We start from the raw sequence: 22,477 nt of genomic DNA, 5'->3' as shown, positions 1-22,477 counted from the left end.
AAGTCGGTGGCGGTTTCGCAATCAGAACCGCTCGCCGGCGAAATGGGCAACCTGCGCGCCCGTCTCATAATAGGCTTCCTTGATGGCGCGGAAGGCCGGTTCCCGCGGGTCCGAAAGCGGCAGGGGCAGGTCGACCTCGGAGACCTCCCCGAGGATATGTTTTGCAAGCAGCATGCCGAACGTCGTGCCGGGCGCGATGCCCCGGCCGTTATAGCCCGAAAAACCGATCGTGTTGCGGTCGAATTTGTGGAGGCGCGGCAAAGCGTTGTCGGTCATGCCGATCTTGCCGTACCACTCGGCCTCGAATTCCACCTCGCCGAGCTGCGGGAAGATGCGCTTCAGCGAGCGCCGAGCCCAGCTCTTGTGGATTGTCGTTCCTGTTCCGCGCAAGGCACCGACCGAGCCGAAGACCAGCCGGCCTGCCTGATCCATGCGGAAGGAAGAGAGGATTTCCTTGGTGTCCCAGCAACCCTCGCGCCCGGCAAGGATGGAGCGGCGCAGGTTGTCGCTGAGCGGCGTGGTGGCGAGGTTGAAATAGGGCAGGTGCACCTGTTCGCGGCGTACCTGTTCCCACGGACCGGTGCTGTAGGCATCGGTTGCGACGATCACCCAGTCGGCGGTCACCTGACCGGAGGCCGTCTTGACGAACTTTCGGCCCTCGACCTCACCGGTGCTGGTGACAGCGCTGCCTGTGTAAAGCCTGGCGCCGGCCTTCACCGCGGCATGGGCAAGACCGCGGGCATAGGCAAGCGGCTGCAGTGTTCCGGCGCGCATGTCGAGCAGCGATCCAGAGTAGACCCTGGATCCGACGCGGCGCTCGGTCTCGGCCGCGTCGAGCAAAGTCACCGGGGCGCCGCGCTTCTGCCATTGGCGAGCGCGCTCCTCCAGTTCCTTCAGTCCCTCCGGGCCGACCGCGCAATGCAGCGTGCCGTTCTTTTCGAGCTCGCAGGCGATGGCGTGTTTCTCGATCAGTTCGCGGACGAGAGCGGGGCCGTTGCTGAGCAGATCGAGCAGGCGTTCGCCGTAGATCGGGCCGAGTTCCTTGGGAAAATCGTCGGGCATCACCCACATGCCGGCATTGATCAGGCCGACATTGCGGCCGGCGCCGCCGAAACCGATCTCCGCGGCTTCGAGCAGCACGACGTTGGTTCCCGCTTCCGCGAGATGCAGCGCCGCCGAAAGGCCTGTGTAACCGCCGCCGACAATCACCACATCGGCAGATATCGCCTCCTCCAGCCGGGTGGTGGGCGGCGGGGCGGGGGCGGTCTTTTCCCAGAGGCCGTGAGAGCGGGGATCGTTCAGCATGATGATTGTCCGGGAGTGTTGGTCGCCAACTCTTTACAGGGAGCCGTTATCGATGAATATCGACATGTTCTCAACAGATCATTCGCTGGAGGAATGACATGCTGCCGCCCCGGCGCTTTCTTCCGTCATTCTCGCTGCTCTCCGCCTTCGAGGCGGCTGCCCGCACCGGCAGCGTCACGGCGGCGGCAAACGAGCTCGGCCTGACCCAGAGCGCCGTCAGCCGTCAGATTTCGGCGCTGGAAAAACAGCTCGGCGTGGCGCTGTTTTTACGGGAGCGTCAGACGATCCGGCTGACGCTTGCCGGAGACGGTTATGCCCGCGAGGTGCGGGAGGCGCTCAGGCGCATTTCGCATGCATCGCTGAACCTCAGGGCCAATCCCTCCGGCGGCACGCTGAATCTTGCCATCCTGCCGTTTTTCGGCACGCGCTGGCTGACGCCGCGGATCGGGCGTTTTCTCGATGCGCATCCGGGCATGGTCGTGAACCTGATCACACGGCTCGAACCGTTCGATTTCCGGTTCGATACGCTGGATGCAGCCATTCATTTCGGTGCGGCTCGCTGGCCGGGCGCGGCGCTCACCTTCCTGATGGATGAGGAAGTGCTGCCGGCCTGCAGTCCGGAATTCAAAGCGCGGCATAATCTTCAGACACCGGCAGATATGCTTCAGGCACCCCTTCTGCATCTCAATACGCGGCCGGACGCCTGGGAATTGTGGTTTTCCAAGAACCGGATCGTCTTCGACGGGCTGCACGGCATGCTGTTCGACCAGTTCATCACCATGGTCGAGGCGGCAACCGCCGGCCTCGGCGCTGCGCTGCTGCCGCGGTTCCTGATCGGCCGGGAGCTGGAACAGGGCCTGCTGGTGCCGGCCGTGGACGCCGAGAGGATGGAGACCGGCCAATACCATCTCGCCTATCCGCCCGACCGAGCCACCTATCCGCCACTTGCAGCTTTCAGGGAGTGGATCATCCAGGAAATCCACAGGCAAGAGATTCACCACGATGCGCTTGCGAACGGCGGTCGCATCGGCCAATAGTCGGACATGTCCATCATGATCGCTTAGGCGATCCGACCGACGGGAAGACGTCCATGAAACCTATTTTCGTCCAGCTCCGCTGCAAGCCCGGCAAGACCTACGAGGTTGCCGACGCCATCTACAAGACCGAACTCGCCTCCGAGCTTTATTCGACCAGCGGCGAATGGGACCTGCTGCTGAAGGTCTATATCAAGGACAATGACGAGATCGGCCGCTTCGTCAACGAGAAGATTGCCTCCATTCCAGGCATCGAACGTTCGTTGACGACGATGACCTTCACCGCATTCTGAGCGCAATAAAAAAGCCGCCCGATGGGCGGCTTTTTTTGGTGGATTTCAAAAGATCTCAGGCATGCGCCGCCGAGGCGCTGTTGCGCGAGCGAACCAGCTCGCGGATCGCAAGACGTACCTCGTCGGCAGAGCCGAAACGTTGTTCGTCCAGATCGATGACATGGAACTTGACGGCGATGAACTTCAGCCGATCCGCGTCAGGAATGACAATACCGACGGGTTCGCCGCCGAATTCGATTACTTGCTTCTGCATGGCAGACTCCCGCTATGACTGCTTGCGACGCAGCTCTGGCGAATGAAAATTTTCAGGAACGATTGAACTGAAGCGTTACATTCGACAGCACGGAAGGGAGCGGCGATCCGTGCCATTCATTTTGAACGCGGCCTCACCAAAGGTGGCGACGCGGACGAATTTAAACATGTCACTCTCCCTTCATGGCGTTGCGCGAAAGTCGGCGAGACTCAGCAGGCCGAATGAAAATCATCTGTAGGCGAATCCCACAAAATGATCAACGAAAATCAGTCTACCTAGAATTTTTTTCCGACTGATGACAGGAAGAAGGCTGAATTGTGAAATTTCATTCGCGATTCTTAGCCGTTGCCCGTCAGCCCTGACATAGGTGGCTTTTCCACCCAAGCAAGGATCGGGAGTGGAAAATTTCCGGCAAAGACCGGATCGGCCAGCTCAAATTTCCGAGAGCAGGGTCTCGATCCGATCCACTAACCCGTCCGCGCTTTCGCGGCTGAGGCATAGCGGCGGACGCAGGACAATGCGCTTCGGTATGCTGTCGTCCACGATAAACCCGGGTCGCAGTCGTTCGCCGAGGTCCGCCGCCTCGTCCGCCAGATCGACCACGAGCAGCAGGCCGCTGCCGGCCACGGCACGGATCGCCGGAAAGCGTTCGGCAAGGCTTTCGAGCCGCGTCTTCAGATGGCCGCCGATCTCGCGGGTGTTCTCCCGCAATTGTTCTTCCCTGATGACATCGAGCGCCGCTGCGGCCGCAGCGGCCTCGACCGGAGAGATCGCCCGCGGACGAACGTCCGCGGCAAGGCTTGCCGCGATTTCGGGCCGTGTCAGCAGAAGCGCCGGCGCCCCTCCGTCCGGCCCGTCTGCGATCAGAAGGTCAGGCGCCAGGCCCCGGTGCGAGAAACCCCAGATGTGGTGGCCAAGACGGCCGTAGCCGGCTCCGGTTTCGTCGACGATCAGCAGGCCGGCCTTCTCGCCAAGTTCGGCCAGCGGCTCGTCCAGGTGCAAGGCCTCGTCGTAGCCGTTCGCGAGCACGGCTGCGACGTCCTTGAGATCGTGGATCATATCGGCTGCGGTGCCGATGGTGGGGACAGTGAAAAGGTCCGGATCGCGACGGTCCACCCGGAAACCCGGCAGGCCGATGATCCGGGCCTTGTTCGTGTGAGCGCGGACGAGCCGGAAGGCGAGATCCAGAGCGTCGCCACGGCTGGAAGCAAACGCGACATGGCTCAACCCTTCAGGCGCAAGCTCCGCCAGTTGCGCTCGCAAGACCTCCTCCGGCTCGGATGGTTGGCCCGTGGCGCGGTTGAGCAGGATGGTCTGGCGGTAGGTCGCGGCGGCGAGGCGCGGATGTCCGTGGCCGATCAGCGGCGCCTGGCCGCCGAGATCGAGCGCGGTGCGCCCCGTCGCGTCGAAGAGATATTCCCTCCAGCCGCGGACGGGCTGATCGGAATGTTTCGGAGCCGGGGCATTCGCATCGATGCCGAGCAGCGCAGCGGGAGAAGGATATAACCTCGACCACGTGCCGACATCGTTCGGCGTGCAGAAAAGCGGCGGCACGAGATCCGCATCGAGGCAGAACCGGAGCCGCACGCCGCCAACGGAGTTATCCGCTCCGGCGATTACGCCGAGCGGATCGCCGGCGGCAAGCTCCGTCTCTTCGGCAAGCGTGCATTCGAGGCCTTCGACATGGAGGGTCAGGTCGCGCCCGACAAGGACAAGGCGGGGACCGGCACTTTTCAGCGTTGCCGCGAAGGGCGCCACCGCCGCCGTCCGGGCGGGTAGGCAGGCATCGATGTGGAGTGCGAAACTTTCCGGCTCCTGTTGGGGGTCAGTGCTGCTTTTCGAAAGCCGGTATTCGCCGTAGCGGGTGCTGGCGCGGCTGGTTTCCCGGGCGATATGGGCAAGCAATTTCCAGTCGTTGTCGGCATCCGTCCAGTTGCCGCCGTAGAGGAGCGGGCTGGTGACGCTGAGGTCCACCATCCGGAAGCTGTCCGGGTCGATATCGGGCAGGAGCCGACCGATTTCCGGCAGCGATTTCGTCATTCCCGTGGCATCGAGGATGGCTGCAAAGACCTGTGCCGGGGAAACTGCGGTTGCGCCATTGAGCACCGCACGGCGTTTCTCGGTCTCCTCCTTTGCCTGCGTGTCATCGGGCGACAAGGCCTGCTGGCTCTCGGCTTCGGCGGCGAGGATGCCGGTGCGGGCGACGACCAGCGGCCACAGGGCTTCGAGTTCGGCCAGGGTGAACGGATAGATCTCGTGGTAGGCGCGGATCGCCGGCAGCAGGGCGAACGGATCTCCGTCGCGGTCCGCGAGCAGGTAGGCGCAGGTATTGGCAAAACCGGCGACGAGCCAGCCGTTGGAAATACCTGAGAAATCCGTCACGCCGGTCGGCATCCACGTGCCATCCGTATCTTCACCGATGACGGTTCCGGCGTTCAGGTTCTGATGTGCGGCCGCGACCCTGAGGCTTGGGCCGAATGGCTGGATGCGCCGAAGCGCCGTCACCATCGCCTTGGCGATCACGTCGCGGATTTCCTGGTCGGCGACGGTGGACAGAAGCGAGACCGTCTGGGGGCCGGCCTTGCGCAGGTCGCCTTCCGGCTCGCGCTCGAGGACCGGATGTTCGAAATCCTGGAGGCTTTTCGCAAGCTCGGCCGAGATCGATCCGAAGGCGGCGACGGATCGATCCGACAGTTTTTCACCGGTCGGCGGCGACGCACCTTCGAGGAACGTCAGGAGGCGAACACGCCGGTCTTCCCCGCCGAGCGGCAGGACAAGCATGTCGCCGCCGTCTTTGGTCATCACGGGTTCGGGAACCCGCGGCCCATCGGGACTGCGCAGGATATGGCGCATCAATGCGTGTTCCGCTTCGATCTCCTCGATGGGATCGTTGGCGGGCGATATCTTGAGCAGATAGCGTAGGTGGCCGTTGTCGATCAGGAAGTAGGGGTTCTGCCGTCCTTCGATCGGGAAGATCTGCCCGGAAAGCCCGTAGTGGTCGCGTAGAACGTCCTCGATCGCGTCGATCGAAAGGTCGTTTGCAGAAGGCTCGATGAGTTCTGGCAGGACGTCGGACATGAACCTCTCCGGAAGGGCGCTTCCGAAGAGGATAGAGCGTTAAAGGCCTGCGTCCATAGGCCTTTTCACCGACATCGGCTGGGTCTTAGCCCATACGCTCCGAAGCGTAGGAACCGGGGCTCGGCGGGAAGACGACGGTACGATTGCCGTTGATGAAAGTACGGTGATGGATATGGGCGTGGATGGCGCGCGCCAGGACCTGGCTTTCAACGTCACGGCCGAGCGAAACATAGTCGTCGGCCGACTGCGCATGGGTGATGCGCACCGTGTCCTGCTCGAGGATCGGGCCTTCGTCGAGATCGGCGGTGACGTAATGGGCCGTCGCGCCGATCAGTTTTACGCCGCGGGTATAGGCCTGCTTGTAAGGGTTGGCGCCCTTGAAGCTCGGCAGGAAGGAGTGGTGGATATTGATGATCTTGCCGGACATCTTCCGGCACAGACTGTCGGACAGGACCTGCATGTAGCGGGCCAGCACGATGAGTTCCGTGCCGCTCTGCTCGACCAGATCGAGAAGCTGGGCTTCGGCCTGCGGCTTGTTTTCCTTCGTCACCTTGATGTGGTGGAAGGGGATGTCGTTGTTGACGACCTGTTTCTGGTAGTCGAAATGGTTGGAGACGACGCCGACGATATCAATCGGCAGCGCGCCGATCTTCCAGCGGTAGAGGAGGTCGTTCAGGCAGTGGCCGAAACGGGAGACCATCAGGAGAACCTTCATCCGCTCATCGGTATCGAAGATCTCCCATTCCATCTCGAACCGGCCGGCGATCGGCTTGAAGCCTTCGAGCAGCGCCGGACGCTCGGCGCCTTCTTCGGAGAGAAAGCTGACGCGCATGAAGAACTTGCCCGTGTCGAGGTCATCGAACTGCGATGAGTCGATGATGTTGCAACCCTTTTCCGCCAGAAAGCCGGAAATCGCCGCGACAATGCCGCGCGTCGTCTTGCAGGAAACGGTCAGGACGTAGTTGTTCATGCAATTCTCCCTCCTCTGCCATCGGTCGGCCATTCCGTGTATACATAAAATTGGTGCCGGACAATATCCAGCCCCTATAGGATAGGAAAATGCCTAAAGAGGCCCGAGCTTGGTTCTATAATGTGTACAGACAGCTTTGTTTGTATGTCCAGCAAGCTTCTTACCTCTCGACCTTAAAGCCAGCCACCCAAAATTCCGTTCCCTTTGCGCCGTCGGCGCGCGCATCACCGCCGCGGAAGCCGCTTCGAGCAACGATTCGCATTTACTTACCGTTATGGTGGCGGGTTGCGGTTTCGCACTGGAGGAAGACTTGGAGCAGAGGTCCCGAAAAGTCTGGCAAAATCAGTGACCGGCCCAAATCCAGGTTCTCCCTCGCGTCTTTTCGGAACAGTTCCGCCTGCGATCGGTAAAATCGCCCCTGATAGTTTAAGTCTTTATCAGCAAGACCGGGCGTATTGCTGTTATAGTGATGGAAAAACTGCCGGCATGGCTATGATGCACGCCCGAAATAAATCCCCGTCCGCCGGGGAGATATCGCCGCTGCTACCACGCTCGGCTTCCGAACCGTTGACCTTCAATGGCACGGTCGGGCTTTTCACGCCGCCGTCGAACGGTACCCGGCCGTCAAGCACTGCCGTACTATTCGCCAGTCCCTGGGGGCTGGAGGAAATGTGCACGCGCAAATTCTGGCGCATCATTTCCGAAAAGCTCGCCGATCGCGGCATTGCCAGCCTGCGGTTCGATTATCCCGGCACCGGCGATGCGCTTGACGATATCGATTTCAAAGGCGGGCTTTCCGTCTGGTCCGACAGTCTCGTTTCCGCTGCCGCGCATCTCAAGGAGCTTTCCGGCTGCGAGCGCATCGCCGTCATCTCGCAGGGGCTGGGGGCGCTCGTCGCCACCAGGGCCGCCGAGGAGATCGAGGCGCTGGACGCCATCGTTTATATGGCGCCGGTCGTTTCCGGCCGTCTGCATATCCGCGAGCTCGCGGTCTGGTCCAGGGTGGTCGACGAAAATCTGGGCCTTACCGAAGCACAGCATAGTGAAATCGGCGTCTCTATCGCGTCGCTCACCATGCCCGGTGAGATCGCCGACGAGGTTCGCAACGTCAATCTGTTAAAGGTCGACCGGCCGCCTGCGCCACGCGTGCTGGTCATCGGCCGGGCCGATCGGCCCTCCGACAAGGAGTTTGCCGTTCGGCTGCGCGCGCTTGGCGCGGATGTCGATGAACAGGCTTTCGAAGGTTACGACAAGCTCGTCTCAAACCCGGTGATCGTCAAATTACCGCTGACAGTTGCCGATAATCTGACGAACTGGATCGCCGCATTACCGTCCGGACCGGCTGCTTCCGCGCCACCACGCCCGCCAGTGTCGGCGGCCCCTCTCGCTGGCGACGGCTTCACCGAAACGCCGGCACGCTTCGGCCTCAACAGCCGCCTTTTCGGGGTTCTCTGCGAACCATTGCACGATCGCGCGGGCGCAACGGTGCTTTTCCTGACATCGGCCTATGACCGGCATGCCGGCTGGGGCCGTTCGACGGTAGCGCTTGCTCGCGCGCTTGCTCGTTCCGGCATTCCGTCCTTGCGTTTCGACACGGCCAATGTCGGTGACAGTCCGCCGGTGCCTGGTCGGCTGGACCAGGTTCTCTATCATTCGGACCAGAATGCCGACGTCTCGGAAGCGATCGATTTCCTCGAAGCCTGCAACATGACACCGGTCGTCGCCGCCGGCCGCTGCAGCGGTGCCTTTCTCGGCTTCCAGGCATCACTGGTCGAACCACGCATCGCCGGCAATGTCTCGGTCAATCCGGCGGTTTTCCGCTGGCGCCCCGGCCGCTCCGTCGAGGACATGATCGTCAATGGCGCGCGCAGTCTTCGGGACTACCGCAAGCGGGCCTTGCGGGCCGATACCTTCAAACGCATCCTGAGGGGCGAGGTCAATACCGTCGCTGCCGTCCGCAATATCGCCAAAAGTCTCGGCAACCGGGCCAAAGGCAGGGTCTTTCACGCTTTCCGCGGATTCCTGCCGGAGGGGCGGGCGATCTACGGTGCTTTCCGCACCCTCCACCAGCGTGGCATGCCCGTCTCGTTGATTTACAGCGAGAACGATCTCGGTCTCGAACAGTACGATTTCTATTTCGGCCATGACGGGGCGGGCTTGGCTCGCTTTCCAAACGTATCGCCGAAAATCATTCCGGATGCCGATCACAACCTGACGCCCGAGCATGCCCGCAAGGTCTATCTCGAGGCATTGAGGGAAATGGCTTTCCGGTTTCCTCTGGAAGAAGACGTCTATTCAAAAGTGGACGGATCGGTCGCCGCCGAGTGATCGGATCATGCCAGCGGGTCGTTCGGTGGTTTTGGAAAGCGCGGCAAGGCCGATACGCCTGATTGCGCCCGGCGCCAGATGGAATCCATTGTCCGCCGCGCGGTAATTGTCGCATTCGATGCTGACCGTCTGCGCGAAGACGTCGGTCGAAATCTCCAGCCAGAATTCTCCCTCGTCCCCGGTCACCGACGCCGTGATCTCGGCATCATGAAAAGCATTGGCACGCCCGAGCGGAAAATGGAAAGCTTCCGAGAGGATCTCGCCGGTTTCCTCATGCCGGATGCGCGCCACCGTCACATTGTGGGAAGGCGGGCCAAAACGATAGGCGTAGTTCGCGTCGAAGAAGGCACCGAACAGGTCGGTCGAAGCAACGCTCTCGCTGCTTCCGGCTTTAAGTGTCAGATCGCGGCGACCCGATACGACCGGCATCCTGCCGTCCCGAAGGCAGGCGATCTCGAGAACGACCGGCAGATCGGTCGGCGTTTCATTGATAAGGTGAATATCCAGCCCATTGGTGCCCTCGTCGGCAAACACGACCTGGATCGGCCGGAAGGCGCGCTTCAGCGCAAACCAGGCTGGTTTCGGCCTGCCGTCGACGCCAACGACGCCCCAACCGGGGCCGGGCATGACATCCTGGAAAGTGAAGGCGAGCGCGCCGTTGCAGGTCGAGCCAGGCCGCCGCCATTCGGCGAAAGCCGCCTCCATCACTTCGCCGGTCACGGCACGGGAAAGGGCGAGATAGCGTTCCGGCTGCTGCGCTCTCAGCGCCAGGGGATCGACACCGTAGAGCGTGCCCAGATAATGGTCGCGCACGTCTTCGAAATCCCAGTCTGCTCCGATGTCGCGCGGGATCCCGGCCTTGCCGCCGGCGAGGGTTTCCGACGCGGAGAGGTTGGAGAAAGCCAGGCACTCGGCTGCGAAACGGACGTTTGCCCGCCGTGCATCGTCGATCGGCCGTTTGTAGGCCCCGACACCGTAATAATGGGCGACACCCGCATTCGGATAAAAAGGCAATGCGCCGCCTGAAGGGGAATTCGCCACATAGGGAAGGTCCGGCCGGCACTTGGCTGCCAAGGTGCCGAGGATCTCTTCGCAGAGCGGGCCTTTCCAGATGCGTTCCGGCAGGCCGAGCATTGCGCCCTGCTGATAGATCTCGCTGCCGCCGCAAAGGACCGCGAGCGACGGCGAGGCTTGTGTCGCCGTCAGGAACTGCTCGACCTCGGTTTTCACGTGAATCATGAAGTCCGGATCGCCGGCGGGATAGTCGAAATTGGCGAACATCAGGTCCTGCCAGACCAGCAGGCCGAGTTCGTCGCATAGCGTGAAGAATTCCGGGCTTTCATAGGTCGCGATGCCCGGAATGCGGATCATGTTCATGCCCGCTTCTTTCGCGAGCCTCAACCAGGATTCGTAGCTCGCGCGGTCGCCAGGCAGCTTTGCGATGTCGGCGGAAGTCCAGACGGCACCGCGGCAGAATATTTTCTGACCGTTGACGACGACGGCGAAGTCATCGCCATCGGTGCCGCGATCGACCGTCAGGCTTCGAAAGCCGGTGCGAACGATCGGGAATTCCTTGTCCTCGACCTTGAGTGTCACGTCATGCAGTGCCGGCTCGCCGTGGGTATGCGGCCACCAGGGTTTTATCTCCGGCAGACAAAGCTCGGCCGAATATCGTCCGCCGTCGTTCGTGAAGCGCGCCTCGGTGCCGTTGCAGACAAGCCGGAAATCCCGGGGCGGTCCGTCGAAAGCAAAGCCGACATTCAAAATGCCTGTTCCGCTTCCATCGAGCGTCGCCGAAACCGCAAACTCCCTCTTCTCTCCCGCGGGGAGAAGGTGGCCTGTGGGACCGGACGAGGGGGGCGAAGCCAAGCGGCTATCGTTGGCACGCGTCACCGAAACCGGCCGCCAAGGCCCCACCGCATGAATTTCCGGGCTCCAACCGGGCATGAAGCCCAGCGCGGTGGTACGGATCAGCCGAAGCCCCTGCTGGTTCATCAGCCGCGGTCGCCAGCGGGCGCGAGGTCCGGTCCTGCCCAGATGCGGTCTCAAGGCCCGAAAGCAGATCGACAGTGTTTCCGTGCCGGTCAACTCGACCGCAACGTCGTGGCTTTCGAACATGCTGGCCGAGGACAGGATCAGTGTCTCGTCGAGATACACTTCGGCCACCGTCGCGAGGCCCGCAAACCGCAGGATTGCCGGTCCCGGCGTTTCGCCGGCAAGCGAGCGGCGATACCAGGCATCCCTGTCGATCAGCGGTTCGGGATTGTTACGGTCGAAGCGGCCTGCGGCTTCCAGGGCGGCGGCGACCGTGCCGGGCACCATGGCCGGCAGGTATTCCAGATCCGAAGGAAGGTCGGCCGACAGGGTGTAGGCGCCTGGCTCCGTCAACGTCAAAGACCAGCCTTCGGCAAGAAGGCTGGTCTTTGATCCGATCGGGATAAGAAGGCTCACGCGGCCTCGCGGGTCTGGGTCAGCGTCGAGGCCAGGTCGCGCATCAGCAGATCCCAGGCATCAGCGGCCGGATCGAGCGCCGTTGCGAGCGGCTCGAACTTCTTGCGGGTAAGCGCGCGGGCAAGTTGGAACTGGGTGGATTTTGCCACTTCCGAAATCTTCAGCGCCTGCTGTTCTGACTGAGCGAATGCGTTGGGGTTCAGCCATGCGAGATGGCTCGCCAGAAGCTCGAAATTGGCGCCGAGCTGGCGGAGCGTGTTGAACGCATATTTGTGGAAGAAGCCAAAATCCCTGTCGGCAATCTGCTCGACCTGCTTCGGGAAAACTTTCGCAAAGGCACGGATCGGATTGTCCTCCGGCCGCCGGGCAAAATGATGCCTGAGCAGTTTCCATGCGGTCTCGCGAATTTCCCTCGCATCCGGATAGGCCGCGGGGAACTTGGCGAATTCCGTATAAGGCAGGAAGGGCAGCGCGTCCGGGGCCGCGTTCAACTGGAACAGGCCATCGAAATCTTCGCCGGAAAGGGTGAAGAAGCCGCCATTGTGGAAATAGTCGAGCCCGCGGCTTTCGAGGTCGAGCCGGTTGATCGCCACCGTCGTTTTCCCGTGCTCCTGGCGATAGGCGACGCCCCGCGTATCGGGCAGATAAAAGCTGTCGAGCTCGAGCAGCGTCAGCCGGCCGCGGTGGATCTGCTCTGCGACATGCCGTTCCGGCCGGTCGAAGATCGCCAGTTCGGTCACGCGAATGCCGAACAGGGTTTCGAGATCCTCCAGCGGCACCTTGAAGAAGGTGAACTGGTCGCCTTCGAAATCCTGGGTCAGGGTGAAACCAAGCATCGCTTCCGGCGGCAGGCCCTGCGCCGAAAGCACTTCGATCCACAGATCGACGTAACAATTCGTCTCCGGCCACATGCGCTCGGCTGAATGCAGCGCATGCGTCGTGTAGTTGCCCGGATCGAGCGCGGGAAACACCGCCGTCATGGGATCAGCCCCAGAGCGTGGCACGGACGTGTTCCGGCCACTCTTTCACGTCCAGACCGTGGGTGTGGAAAAGCGCAAGCGCGATCCGTTCCAGGCCGAAACCGACGCAGGCCGTATGCGCGACGCTGCCGTCTTCCAGGTTGAGGCCCCATTTCAGGCCGAAACTGTCCTGATGATAGTTGAAGCTCATGCAGGCGGTCGGCTGGGCGACGGAGGTGATGGGGATCAGCAGCTCGAATTTCAGGTTCTGGTCGCGCTGGTTGTTGACCAGCATCTTGCCGGCGCGGCCGAAGAAAGGGTCGTTGGCGATGTCGATGGTAACGTCAAGGCCGACAGACTTCATCATCTCGACGCCCCGGTCCATCCACAGTTGGCGGAAATCGGTCACGTGTTGTTCGGTACCCATGCAGACATATTCCCGCATCCGGAAAAGCTGCTGGCGGGCCGGATCCTTGGAGGGTTCGTGGCGGAAACAGTAGCTCTGCAGGTCGAAAAGACCGCCGCCGGCGGGCAGGTTGCCCCGGCGTGCAACGGTCGGGTAGAGCGGATAGCAGGCAGCCGGCGTCAGCACGATGTCGGTCGCTTCCTGGCCCTTGGTCCAGTCCTCGTCGCCAACTTCCATGCATTTCAGCAGGCTCATGTGGTCGAGCTCGTTGCCGCAGAACGAGTGCACCGTGCCGGCGAGCTGCGGAAAGCTCTTCATATAGCCGCTGGTCTCGAAGAAGGCACGGTTCATGCCCGGCGGGAAGCGCATCGCCTCCGCACCGTCGGCACCGCCGACCTTGTCGATCAGCCGTTCGAAGGCGGCAATGACGTCTTCGAACTGGCCGCTGCGGCCATACAGTCCGTCGACGCCGGTCTCGATCAGCAGGCCTGCATCAAACAGGCGGTCGAGAAAGGAAACTTGCAGATCCATGGATTCACCTCATTCTTTAAATAATTACATCTGAAGTGATGGGGCGTCAGCCGAGCAGGCTGGTGTCCGGTTTCTGAACGAGCAGCATGGTCGACGTATTGCCGAGAATGCGGTCGTTGGAAATCATCAGCTGGGCGGAATGCGCGTCGCGAAGATGCCGGCCGAGACTGTAGGGCGTGCCGTTCTTGTAGCCCATGATGCCGCAGATGATCATCGCCTGGTTGATGATGGTCAGGATCGTCTCGGAAGAGGCGAGCTTGATATTGTTCATGGCGATCGAAAAGGCCATGGACGACAGTTTGTCGGGATCGAGCTTCGCATCCGCGTAGGTCTTGAGGCCCGACAGGATATTGCCCTTGAGGAGCTGCAGCAGGTTCGACGCTTCGGCGAGCCTCAGCGCGCCGGGCGGCTGGGTGCCATTGGACTTGCGGGCCGCGGCGCGCACGAAAGCCTGGGCGCGTAGTACCGCATCAGCGGCAATGCCGTACCAGACAGCGCTCCAGAGGAGATGCGAGGTGGCGAGCATCGACTGCGCCGCGATTTCGGCGAACGGTTTCGGGAAAATCTGGACCGAAGGTGCTTCGCCATTGAAGAGGAAGCCGTCGGAGCAGGTGCCGCGCATGCCAAGCGTATCCCAGTCGACGGTCTTCTGCAGGGTATATTGGCCCTGTTTGAAGACGGTCATGACCTGGTCGGTCGGGGCGGCCTTCTCGTTCGAGCGCGAGGTGATCATGATGACATCGGCGTGGGCGCCGTAGGAAATCACCGTTGCGTCCTTGGTCAGCCGGCAGACGTCGCCGTCGACCTCGATCGCGCAGATCGAGTTGCGCATATTGCCGCCGATGCCACCTTCGGTCGTCGCGGAGGCGACGAGAAGCTGGCGGCCGGCGAGCTCGCGCATGAAATCCATGTGCCAGGCGCTGTCGCCCCCGTGCACCACGAGGCTCGAAACCTTGATCTGGTGCATGGCGAAAACCATGGCGCTCGAGGCACAGGACTGTCCCAGGATGGAGCAGACCTCGGCGATCTCGGTGATGGAAGCGCCCTCGCCGCCGAATGCTACCGGGATCTGGATGCCGATGAGGCGTTCGGCCTTCATTGCATCGACCGCCTCGCGGGGGAAGCGGCCGTCATGGTCGACGCGTTCGGCGAATTCAGCCGCCACGGCCGCCACGCGGTGAGCGCGGGCGCTGAGGCTCATATCGGCGGCAAAGACGGGAAGGTTCATCTCAGGCGGCCTCGGAGGCTTTCAAGATGTGAGAAACCGTGTGCTCGATCGCCGCAATGCTGGCGAAGGACTTGCGGTTCAAAAGGCTATCCGGGAATTCGATGTCAAAGGCCTCTTCCAGGCCCAACATCAGCTGCACCGATGCGAAGGAGGAAAGCCCGGCTGCATAGAGATCGGCAGCATCTTCCAGCTCCGTCACGGCGACCGGAAGGCCGCCCACCCGTGTCAGCAATCCGCGAATGGTCTCGTTCATCTCGACATCTCCCGATCGTTCGAATTCTGCGCTCATCGCTAGGGACGTTATCGCGCAAGATAGCATAAGATTCCGGTAATAAACGTCATCAATTTGGAGCTGCGGGATTCGTTAAAACTCGACCTATCGACGCAGGCAGGGACCGGCTTGACATGCGCGACCGGCAGGTTTCTGATGGCCTCATTCACCAGGGGAGTCCCGCCAAGGGGCTGAGATACTGCTGGTCGGACCGGCTTTGGCCGCCCGAGGCGCAGTGACCCGTTGAACCTGATCCAGTTCATACTGGCGTAGGGACGGTGCGAGCGCTGCGGCAGCGAGGACGGGAAACCGTCCTTCGGATTCCAACGTGTTCTTCCATCATTCCAACTCTGGAACTGGGTCTCCAAACGTCAAACCTTGGAGCCTTGAACCATGAATATCGCAACCACCAAGCTCACCCCGGTCGTCACCACCGGCCCGCTTCCCGCCTCCACGAAAGTCCTGAAAGCGGGAACGATCCATCCGGACATCCGCGTGCCGATGCGGCAGATCGCATTGCATCCGACCTCCGGCGAACCTCCCGTTACCGTCTACGATTCCTCCGGCCCCTATACCACCGAAGGTGCCGCGATCAGCATCGATGCAGGCCTGCCGCGCCTGCGCGAAAACTGGATTTCGGCCCGTGGCGATGTCGAAGTCTATGAGGGCCGCATCGTCAGGCCGGAGGACAACGGCTTCGTCTCCGGGAGCCGTCTGACGCCGGAATTCCCGGTCCGCAACCAGCCTTTCAAGGCGAAGGCGGGCAGGGCCGTCACCCAGCTCGCCTATGCGCGGGCCGGCATCATCACGCCGGAGATGGAATTCGTCGCCATCCGCGAGAACCTCGGCCGGCAGGCGGCCCGGGAACCGCTCGTCCGCGCCGGCGAAAGTTTCGGTGCCCATATTCCGGATTTCGTGACGCCGGAATTCGTCCGCCGGGAAGTCGCGGAAGGCCGGGCGATCATTCCCGCCAACATCAACCACCCCGAATCCGAACCGATGATCATCGGCCGGAATTTCCTGGTGAAGATCAATGCCAATATCGGCAATTCTGCCGTCACTTCGTCGATGGCCGAAGAGGTCGAGAAGATGGTCTGGGCGATCCGCTGGGGCGCCGACACGGTCATGGACCTGTCGACCGGCCGCAACATCCACAATATCCGCGACTGGATCATCCGCAATTCACCGGTGCCGATCGGCACGGTGCCGCTCTACCAGGCGCTCGAAAAGGTGAGCGGCATTGCCGAGGATCTGACCTGGGAGGTTTATCGCGACACGCTGATCGAACAGGCGGAGCAGGGCGTCGACTATTTCACCATCCATGCGGGGGTGCGGCTTGCCTATATTCCGCTCACCGTCAATCGCGTCACCGGCATCGTCTCCCGTGGCGGCTCGATCATGGCCAAGTGGTGCCTGCATCATCACAGGGAGAGTTTTCTCTACGAACATTTTGAGGAAATCTGCGACATCGCCCAAGCCTACGACGTCTCGTTCTCGCTCGGCGATGGCCTGCGCCCGGGTTCGATCGCCGATGCCAACGACGCGGCGCAGTTTGCGGAACTGGAAACACTCGGAGAGCTGACGAAGATCGCCTGGGCGAAGGATTGCCAGGTGATGATCGAGGGCCCCGGCCATGTGCCGATGCATAAGATCAAGGCGAACATGGACAAGCAGCTCGCGGTCTGCGGCGAGGCGCCGTTCTATACGCTCGGGCCGCTGACCACCGATATCGCGCCGGGCTATGACCACATCACGTCTGGGATCGGGGCTGCGATGATCGGCTGGTTCGGCACCGCCATGCTCTGCTACGTGACGCCCAAGGAACATCTCGGTCTGCCGGACCGCAACGACGTCAAGGTGGGCGTCATCACCTACAAGATTGCCGCACATGCCGCCGATCTCGCCAAAGGCCATCCGGCCGCCCAGGTGCGCGACGACGCGCTGTCGCGTGCCCGATTCGAGTTCCGTTGGGAAGACCAGTTCAACCTTTCGCTCGATCCGGAAACGGCGCGTTCGATGCATGACGAGACGCTACCCAAGGAGGCGCACAAGGTGGCGCATTTCTGCTCCATGTGCGGCCCGAAATTCTGTTCGATGCGGATTTCCCACGATATCCGCGCCGAGGCGCAGAAGGAGGGCCTGGAAGCCATGGCTGCGAAATATCGAGATGGCGGTGACCTCTACATGCCGGTCGAGAAGGGATGAGCCAGCCATACGTCCTTCGATGTCGAGGCGAGTTCATTCGCCGCTGCCTTGCCGGGCGTCTCTCCCTCAAGGGCAGGGCGATTACATATGAAGGTATGGGGCGGCGCGTGGAGCCCCTCCCCCTTGTGGGGAGGGGCTGGGGAGGGGACTTCATCCAGCATCAAAACCCTCCCGCCTGCCGGCCACCCTCCCCACAAGGGGGAGGGTTAAGAATGCCGCGCTGCCGCACATTCCATATGCGATCGCCCCAACCTGATGGGAGATGCCCGGCAGGCAGAGGAGGCTTACACGGCACGGCATATTTTTTCGGTTTTAGTTTCCCCGCCCTTCAAACCCATGCCTACAATCCCCTCGCTTCCGTCGCCGGAGTGTTGCGCGAGACGTTCGCGGGCAGGCGGGAGCCGGCGCTTTCATCAAAACCGTAACGTGCGGGGAGGGTGGAAGAGGTGAAAGCCATGGAGTGCGCGTCGCAAGACGACCATTCCTATCAAGCCTCCCCCGGACAGCCATGTCCGGTTCGGTTGAGCCGTGCAAGTGGCAGGATTTCCCGAAAGGAGATCGTGAATGAAGCCACGCAGCGAGGCGAGATGATCACCTGTAGAGGCCGGAAGCCTCGAAAAGACGCCGAAGGCCACGCGAATGCGGAGCCATACTTTTATTTTACTATGAGGTTCCGCATTCGTGTGGGCTCTCCAGAACACGGGCAAAAGCTGTCGCGTGAAGGCAGACGCGTGTCACTTCGGAGGATATTGATGTTCTTCGCCGCGGAAATCGCTGACGGAATAACAGCCGCTTTCGCCGCGCACGGCGCTTTCACCGATCACCGCCTTGCCGTGGCCGCCGGGGATATCCAGGACATAGGTCGGCTGGCAGAGGCCGGAGATGGTGCCCCGGAGCGCCGAGACGATCTTCTGGCCCTCGGCGATATCCAGCCGGAAGTGGCCAGTGCCAGGCGCGAGATCCGGATGATGAAGGTAATAGGGCTTGATCCGCGTCTCGACGAAAGCCTTCATCAGGTCGCCGAGCACCGCCGGATCGTCGTTGACGCCGCGCAAGAGCACCGTCTGGCTCAGCATCGGGAAGCCGGCATCGACCAGGCGGGCGCAGGCGGTGCGGGCGGCTTCCGTCATTTCGCGCGGATGGTTGGCGTGCAGCGCGATGTAAACCACCTTGCCGCTTTCCTTCAGTGCCGCAATCATTGCCGCGTCGATACGGTCCGGTTCGACGACGGGCACCCGCGTATGGAAACGGACGATCTTTACATGGGATATCTCGGCAAGGCCGCGCATCATGGCAGCGAGCCGCCTCGGCGAGAGGACCAGCGGGTCGCCGCCGGTGAGGATCACTTCCCAGATCTCCGGATGCTCGCGGATATAGGCGAGCGCCGCCGACAGTTCCTCGGGCGCCAGCGTTCCGTCGCCTTGTGGCCCGACCATTTCGCGGCGGAAGCAGAAGCGGCAATAGACCGGGCAGATATGCACGGCCTTCAGCAGCACCCGGTCCGGATAGCGGTGAACGATGCCCTTGACCGGGCTGTGCGCCTGATCGCCGATCGGGTCGGCACGCTCTTCCGGCGTCGTCAGCAGCTCTGCCGGATCGGGCACGAATTGCCGGGCGATCGGATCCTGCCGGTCTGCGCGGTCGATGAGCGAAACCACGGTCGGCGTCAGGGCGATGGCATAACGATCCGCCACCGCGCGAATGGAGGCAAGGTTTTCCGGTTCGACCAGCCCGGCGGATACCAGCTCATCGGCGGCCTTCAGTGAACGCGTTGCGGTCATCCAAACACCTCCGCGACCGGCGCCCACATGACCTGTTCGATGCGGGTCGCGCCCGTTGCCAGCATGGCGAGCCGGTCGAAGCCGAGTGCCGCGCCGCTCGCGTCGGGCATGATCGAAAGTGCATCGAGAAAGTCTTCGTCAATCGGATAACGTTCGCCGTAGATGCGGGATTTTTCGGCCATCTCGTGCTCGAAACGGCGGCGTTGTTCGCCGGCGTCGGTCAGTTCTCCGAAGGCGTTGGCAAGCTCGACGCCGCAGGCATAAAGCTCGAAACGTTCGGCGACGCGCGGATCACGGGCGGATGGCCGGGCGAGCGCTGCCTCGGAAACAGGGTATTCGTAGAGGATCGTCGCGCGGTCCTGGCCGAGATGCGGCTCGACTTTCTCGACCAGAACCTTGCTGAAGAGATCGGCCCAGGTGTCGTCTTCGGCAAAGCGGATATCGGCCTTTTTCAGGCCGGCCGCCAGGAGATCGCGGTCGGTTTCGCCGTTCGTCGCCACGGAGGCGAGCAGGTCGATGCCGGCGAACCGGTCGAAGGCGTCAGTGAGCGTCAGGCGTTCCGGCTCGGCGAAGGGATCGATTTCCATATCCCGGAAGACAAAGCGTCCCGTCTTGGCGGTATCGGCGGCCAGAGCCAGCATCTCGGCGCAATCGGCCATCAGCTGTTCATAGCTTTCGCCGACCCGGTACCATTCCAGCATGGTGAATTCCGGATGGTGCAGCGGCCCGCGTTCCCGGTTGCGGTAGACATGCGCGAAGGTGAAGATGCGCTTCTCGCCGGCGGCCAGCAGCTTCTTGGCGGCGAATTCCGGCGACGTGTGCAGGTAGAGCGGCGCCCTGCCGCCATCGGTCGCAACCGCTTCGGTTGCGAAGGCATGCAGATGTGTCTCGTTGCCCGGGGAAACCTGGAGCGTCGCCGTATCGACCTCGATGAAATCGCGCTCGGAGAAGAAACCGCGCAACGCCGTCTGGACCGAGTTGCGGCCCTTCAGGAAGGGTCGGCGGTCGGCGTGGTTTGCCGGTGTCCACCAGGGCGAGCGGGATATGGCAGGCTGCGACGAGCTCATTTGCGGCTTTCTTCGCCGGTTCTCCCCGGTAAGGCTTCCACTTTGCGCGGTTTTGGAGTAGTTCCGGCCGGAAAACAGACGATCCGTCCTTCGGGCCGGTTATCGCCCGGTCCTCTACGACGCATTTTCGGCAGTTACAAGCCGGTTCGCACCACAAGGAATCCCATGGTCAAGGTCATCGCCTCTTCTGTCCGCAAGGGCAACGTCATCGATGTGGACGGCAAGCTTTATGTCGTTCTCACCGCCGAGAACTTCCATCCCGGCAAGGGCACGCCTGTCACGCAGGTCAATATGCGCCGCATCGTCGACGGCGTGAAGGTGTCCGAACGCTGGCGGACGACCGAGCAGGTCGAGCGCGCCTTCGTTGAGGACGTAAACCACCAGTTCCTCTATCAAGACGGCGAAGGCTTCCACTTCATGAACCCGGAAAACTACGACCAGGTCGTGGTGGACGTGGATACGATGGGCGACCAGAAGGCCTACCTCCAGGAAGGTATGACCTGTGTTCTCTCCATGCATGAAGGCATTGCTCTGGCTCTTCAGCTGCCGCGCCACGTCACGCTCGAGATCGTCGAGACCGAACCTGTCGTCAAGGGCCAGACGGCTTCCTCGTCCTACAAGCCGGCCATGCTGTCGAACGGTATCCGCACCGCGGTTCCGCCGCATGTCGATGCCGGCACCCGCGTGGTGATCGCGACCGAAGACAATTCCTACGTCGAGCGCGCCAAGAACTGATCGTCCCCAGCCTTTCCGGGCGTGATAAAAAAACCTCCGAAGCGTTGGCTCCGGAGGTTTTTTGTTGTCGGTAATGTTGGTGTGGATCCTACTTCTTGATGACCACCGAAGCGACCTTGGTATCGGTCTTGCCGAAGGCGTAACCGCCGCCGATCGCCACGTTGAGCGAGACGTAGTCCTGAGCCATCTGACGCACGGCAGCGGCGAGGTTCGACTGAGCGGTCGAGACCTGACGCTGGGCGTCGAGAACGTCGAGCAGCGAAGATGCGCCGTCCCGATAGCTTGCGGTGCCGAGCTGCAGGGCTTCTTCGTAGGACTTCACGGTCGCCTGAAGGGAGGAGACCGTGCGGCTGTCGCGGGAAACTGCGGCCAGCGCATTTTCCACTTCCTCGACTGCGTTCAGAACCGTCTGTTTCCAGGCGAGATACCGCCCGCGGGCGCTGGATTCGGCGATCTTGACGTTGCCGCGCAGGCGGCCGCCGTCGAAGATCGGCAGGCTCAGCTGCGGCCCAAAGGACCAGGTCAAGGCCCGGGTATCGAGGCCGCCGGAAAGGACGTTGTATCTCGGGGAAATGGAGCCGCCGAGCGTAATGGCCGGGTAGAGCTGGGCCTCGGCGACACCGATTTCGGCGACTGCCGATGCGAGCTGGCGTTCCGCGGCACGGATGTCCGGACGATTGCGGATCAGGTCCGCCGGAATACCGGCCTTGGTATTGAAGCGTGCGACCGGCTGGCGTGTGCCCTTCTGCAATTCAGGGACAAGCGACGATGCAGGCATGGCCAGAAGCGTGGCGACACGGTGCGCCGCACCCCGGAAACTCGTCTCCAGGCCTGGAATTTCTGCGATGGTCGAATTGACCAAGCCTTCCGACTGGACGACGTCCAGACGCGAAGCCGCGCCGGCATCCAGCTGGAGCTTGGTGAGGTTCAGCGTTTCGCGCCGCGAATCGAGGTTCCGGCGAGCGATCGCGATACGCTCCTGGTAATAGCGTACGTCGATATAGGCCGCCACGACCTGAGACAGGAACGTGAGACGTGCAACATCTTCGCTGGCATAGGCGGCATCGAGGCTCGCGAGCGCACTTTCTTTCGAACGCCTGTAGAGGCCGAAAAGGTCAAGGAACCAGGACGCGTCGGCAGTACCTGCCGTCACGGTCGACCGCGAGAACGAACCCGGGTCGGTACGAGTGCCGGTGGTCGTATTGGCTGCCGAGACATCCAGCGAAGGGAGGGCGCCCGCGCCGGCGACGGTCACGCTGGCCTGCGCAGAATTGATCCGCTCCATGGCCTGGAGAATATCGAGGTTCTGACTGATTCCCTGATTGACGTAGCCGTTCAGACGGCTGTCATTAAATGCGGTCCACCAGGTAACCTGAGAGACGTCGCCATTGCTGGTCTTGCCGGCTTCGGCAAATTTGCCCGGAAGAGCAATTTCCGGCGCCTTGTGATCTGGACCGACAACGCAGCCCGAAAGCAGCAGCATAGTGAGAGGAGCAATAACACGAATGGATATCATTTTTCTGTCCCAGTGCCCTACAACGCATGGAAGGTCAGCACTCATGCCTCTTCCGATTGTCCCGTC

17 protein-coding genes and 1 riboswitch are annotated in these 22,477 nt (G+C 62.0%); of the genes, 5 read left to right on the top strand and 12 right to left on the bottom strand.

Annotation, left to right across the window (positions count from 1 at the left end; translation table 11 throughout):
* Nucleotides 1-21: 21 nt before the first annotated feature.
* Entirely contained in the window at nt 22-1,305 is a 1,284-nt protein-coding gene (locus tag RG540_RS19530; protein ID WP_038591360.1) for an NAD(P)/FAD-dependent oxidoreductase, read from the bottom strand.
* A gap of 98 nt (nt 1,306-1,403) precedes the next feature.
* Here RG540_RS19530 and RG540_RS19525 point away from each other — a divergent pair, with 98 nt between their 5' ends.
* A complete protein-coding gene (locus RG540_RS19525) occupies nt 1,404-2,342 on the top strand; it encodes a LysR family transcriptional regulator (protein WP_038591357.1) in 939 nt (312 codons plus the stop codon).
* Nucleotides 2,343-2,395: 53 nt separating this feature from the next.
* Nucleotides 2,396-2,632, top strand: a complete 237-nt coding sequence (locus tag RG540_RS19520; protein ID WP_038547100.1) for an Lrp/AsnC ligand binding domain-containing protein — start codon at nt 2,396-2,398, stop codon at nt 2,630-2,632.
* Nucleotides 2,633-2,687: 55 nt separating this feature from the next.
* Here the strand turns inward: RG540_RS19520 and RG540_RS19515 are convergent, their stop codons facing one another.
* The 3 genes from RG540_RS19515 to purU all read right to left on the bottom strand — a co-directional run bounded on the left by RG540_RS19515 (nt 2,688) and on the right by purU (nt 6,933).
* Nucleotides 2,688-2,885: a hypothetical protein gene (locus RG540_RS19515; RefSeq protein WP_038591355.1), complete on the bottom strand. Its 198-nt coding sequence runs from the start codon at nt 2,883-2,885 to the stop codon at nt 2,688-2,690.
* 432 nt (nt 2,886-3,317) lie between these two features.
* Nucleotides 3,318-5,963 (bottom strand): aminotransferase class III-fold pyridoxal phosphate-dependent enzyme, encoded by a 2,646-nt coding sequence (locus RG540_RS19510; protein ID WP_038591352.1) that lies wholly within the window; start codon nt 5,961-5,963, stop codon nt 3,318-3,320.
* An 85-nt stretch (nt 5,964-6,048) separates the two neighbouring features.
* The gene (gene purU, locus RG540_RS19505; protein ID WP_038547091.1) at nt 6,049-6,933 is read right to left on the bottom strand and encodes a formyltetrahydrofolate deformylase; all 885 of its coding nucleotides are present in this window, start codon (nt 6,931-6,933) and stop codon (nt 6,049-6,051) included.
* Nucleotides 6,934-7,419: 486 nt separating this feature from the next.
* On the opposite strand from purU, the gene RG540_RS19500 reads away from it, so the two are divergent.
* Nucleotides 7,420-9,261 carry an alpha/beta hydrolase family protein gene (locus tag RG540_RS19500; RefSeq protein WP_244446590.1) on the top strand — a complete coding sequence of 614 codons (1,842 nt, stop codon included), beginning with the start codon at nt 7,420-7,422 and terminating at the stop codon, nt 9,259-9,261.
* Here the strand turns inward: RG540_RS19500 and RG540_RS19495 are convergent.
* Genes RG540_RS19495 through RG540_RS19475 form a run of 5 tightly spaced genes read right to left on the bottom strand, consistent with a single transcriptional unit; the run spans nt 9,229 to nt 15,089 of the window.
* On the bottom strand, nt 9,229-11,712 hold the full coding sequence (locus tag RG540_RS19495) for a glycosyl hydrolase 2 galactose-binding domain-containing protein (RefSeq protein ID WP_080724986.1): 2,484 nt from the start codon (nt 11,710-11,712) through the stop codon (nt 9,229-9,231). The two genes, RG540_RS19500 and RG540_RS19495, sit on opposite strands and share 33 nt — an antisense overlap.
* Complete coding sequence (locus RG540_RS19490; protein WP_038591350.1) at nt 11,709-12,692, bottom strand: DUF1839 family protein; 984 nt, start codon at nt 12,690-12,692, stop codon at nt 11,709-11,711. Before RG540_RS19490 ends, RG540_RS19495 begins: the two co-directional genes overlap by 4 nt.
* A gap of 4 nt (nt 12,693-12,696) precedes the next feature.
* Nucleotides 12,697-13,608, bottom strand: a complete 912-nt coding sequence (locus tag RG540_RS19485; RefSeq protein WP_038591347.1) for an amino acid--[acyl-carrier-protein] ligase — start codon at nt 13,606-13,608, stop codon at nt 12,697-12,699.
* 46 nt (nt 13,609-13,654) lie between these two features.
* A complete protein-coding gene (locus tag RG540_RS19480; protein ID WP_038591343.1) occupies nt 13,655-14,836 on the bottom strand; it encodes an acyl-CoA dehydrogenase family protein in 1,182 nt (393 codons plus the stop codon).
* 1 nt (nt 14,837) lies between these two features.
* Nucleotides 14,838-15,089 carry an acyl carrier protein gene (locus tag RG540_RS19475; RefSeq protein ID WP_038591340.1) on the bottom strand — a complete coding sequence of 84 codons (252 nt, stop codon included), beginning with the start codon at nt 15,087-15,089 and terminating at the stop codon, nt 14,838-14,840.
* A gap of 179 nt (nt 15,090-15,268) precedes the next feature.
* Nucleotides 15,269-15,401, top strand: a riboswitch (TPP riboswitch).
* Between the two features lie 99 nt (nt 15,402-15,500).
* Here RG540_RS19475 and thiC point away from each other — a divergent pair.
* Nucleotides 15,501-17,312: a phosphomethylpyrimidine synthase ThiC gene (gene thiC / locus RG540_RS19470; RefSeq protein WP_038591337.1), complete on the top strand. Its 1,812-nt coding sequence runs from the start codon at nt 15,501-15,503 to the stop codon at nt 17,310-17,312.
* A 734-nt stretch (nt 17,313-18,046) separates the two neighbouring features.
* Here the strand turns inward: thiC and RG540_RS19465 are convergent.
* Both RG540_RS19465 and epmA read right to left on the bottom strand, forming a co-directional pair.
* A complete protein-coding gene (locus RG540_RS19465) occupies nt 18,047-19,093 on the bottom strand; it encodes a lysine-2,3-aminomutase-like protein (RefSeq protein ID WP_038591334.1) in 1,047 nt (348 codons plus the stop codon).
* Complete coding sequence (gene epmA, locus RG540_RS19460; protein ID WP_038591331.1) at nt 19,090-20,160, bottom strand: EF-P lysine aminoacylase EpmA; 1,071 nt, start codon at nt 20,158-20,160, stop codon at nt 19,090-19,092. The genes RG540_RS19465 and epmA overlap by 4 nt, the downstream gene beginning before the upstream one ends.
* Before the next feature lie 165 nt (nt 20,161-20,325).
* Here epmA and efp point away from each other — a divergent pair, with 165 nt between their 5' ends.
* Nucleotides 20,326-20,895 (top strand): elongation factor P, encoded by a 570-nt coding sequence (gene efp / locus RG540_RS19455; RefSeq protein WP_038591328.1) that lies wholly within the window; start codon nt 20,326-20,328, stop codon nt 20,893-20,895.
* An 88-nt stretch (nt 20,896-20,983) separates the two neighbouring features.
* On the opposite strand, the gene RG540_RS19450 is transcribed toward efp, so the two are convergent.
* Nucleotides 20,984-22,411 carry an efflux transporter outer membrane subunit gene (locus RG540_RS19450; protein ID WP_038591325.1) on the bottom strand — a complete coding sequence of 476 codons (1,428 nt, stop codon included), beginning with the start codon at nt 22,409-22,411 and terminating at the stop codon, nt 20,984-20,986.
* Nucleotides 22,412-22,477 lie beyond the last annotated feature (66 nt).

This window comes from Neorhizobium galegae bv. orientalis str. HAMBI 540 (genome assembly GCF_000731315.1).
GTDB classification, from domain to species: Bacteria; Pseudomonadota; Alphaproteobacteria; order Rhizobiales; family Rhizobiaceae; genus Neorhizobium; species Neorhizobium galegae.
This window is presented reverse-complemented; position numbering and strand designations above follow the sequence as displayed.

What these genes read in the sequence shown, in the direction of transcription:
- RG540_RS19530 (WP_038591360.1), bottom strand. Translation starts at nt 1,305, where the DNA reads ATGCTGAACGATCCCCGCTCTCACGGCCTCTGGGAAAAGACCGCCCCC.
- RG540_RS19525 (WP_038591357.1), top strand. Translation starts at nt 1,404, where the DNA reads ATGCTGCCGCCCCGGCGCTTTCTTCCGTCATTCTCGCTGCTCTCCGCC.
- RG540_RS19520 (WP_038547100.1), top strand. Translation starts at nt 2,396, where the DNA reads ATGAAACCTATTTTCGTCCAGCTCCGCTGCAAGCCCGGCAAGACCTAC.
- RG540_RS19515 (WP_038591355.1), bottom strand. Translation starts at nt 2,885, where the DNA reads ATGCAGAAGCAAGTAATCGAATTCGGCGGCGAACCCGTCGGTATTGTC.
- RG540_RS19510 (WP_038591352.1), bottom strand. Translation starts at nt 5,963, where the DNA reads ATGTCCGACGTCCTGCCAGAACTCATCGAGCCTTCTGCAAACGACCTT.
- purU (WP_038547091.1), bottom strand. Translation starts at nt 6,933, where the DNA reads ATGAACAACTACGTCCTGACCGTTTCCTGCAAGACGACGCGCGGCATT.
- RG540_RS19500 (WP_244446590.1), top strand. Translation starts at nt 7,420, where the DNA reads ATGGCTATGATGCACGCCCGAAATAAATCCCCGTCCGCCGGGGAGATA.
- RG540_RS19490 (WP_038591350.1), bottom strand. Translation starts at nt 12,692, where the DNA reads ATGACGGCGGTGTTTCCCGCGCTCGATCCGGGCAACTACACGACGCAT.
- RG540_RS19485 (WP_038591347.1), bottom strand. Translation starts at nt 13,608, where the DNA reads ATGGATCTGCAAGTTTCCTTTCTCGACCGCCTGTTTGATGCAGGCCTG.
- RG540_RS19480 (WP_038591343.1), bottom strand. Translation starts at nt 14,836, where the DNA reads ATGAACCTTCCCGTCTTTGCCGCCGATATGAGCCTCAGCGCCCGCGCT.
- RG540_RS19475 (WP_038591340.1), bottom strand. Translation starts at nt 15,089, where the DNA reads ATGAACGAGACCATTCGCGGATTGCTGACACGGGTGGGCGGCCTTCCG.
- thiC (WP_038591337.1), top strand. Translation starts at nt 15,501, where the DNA reads ATGAATATCGCAACCACCAAGCTCACCCCGGTCGTCACCACCGGCCCG.
- RG540_RS19465 (WP_038591334.1), bottom strand. Translation starts at nt 19,093, where the DNA reads ATGACCGCAACGCGTTCACTGAAGGCCGCCGATGAGCTGGTATCCGCC.
- epmA (WP_038591331.1), bottom strand. Translation starts at nt 20,160, where the DNA reads ATGAGCTCGTCGCAGCCTGCCATATCCCGCTCGCCCTGGTGGACACCG.
- efp (WP_038591328.1), top strand. Translation starts at nt 20,326, where the DNA reads ATGGTCAAGGTCATCGCCTCTTCTGTCCGCAAGGGCAACGTCATCGAT.
- RG540_RS19450 (WP_038591325.1), bottom strand. Translation starts at nt 22,411, where the DNA reads ATGATATCCATTCGTGTTATTGCTCCTCTCACTATGCTGCTGCTTTCG.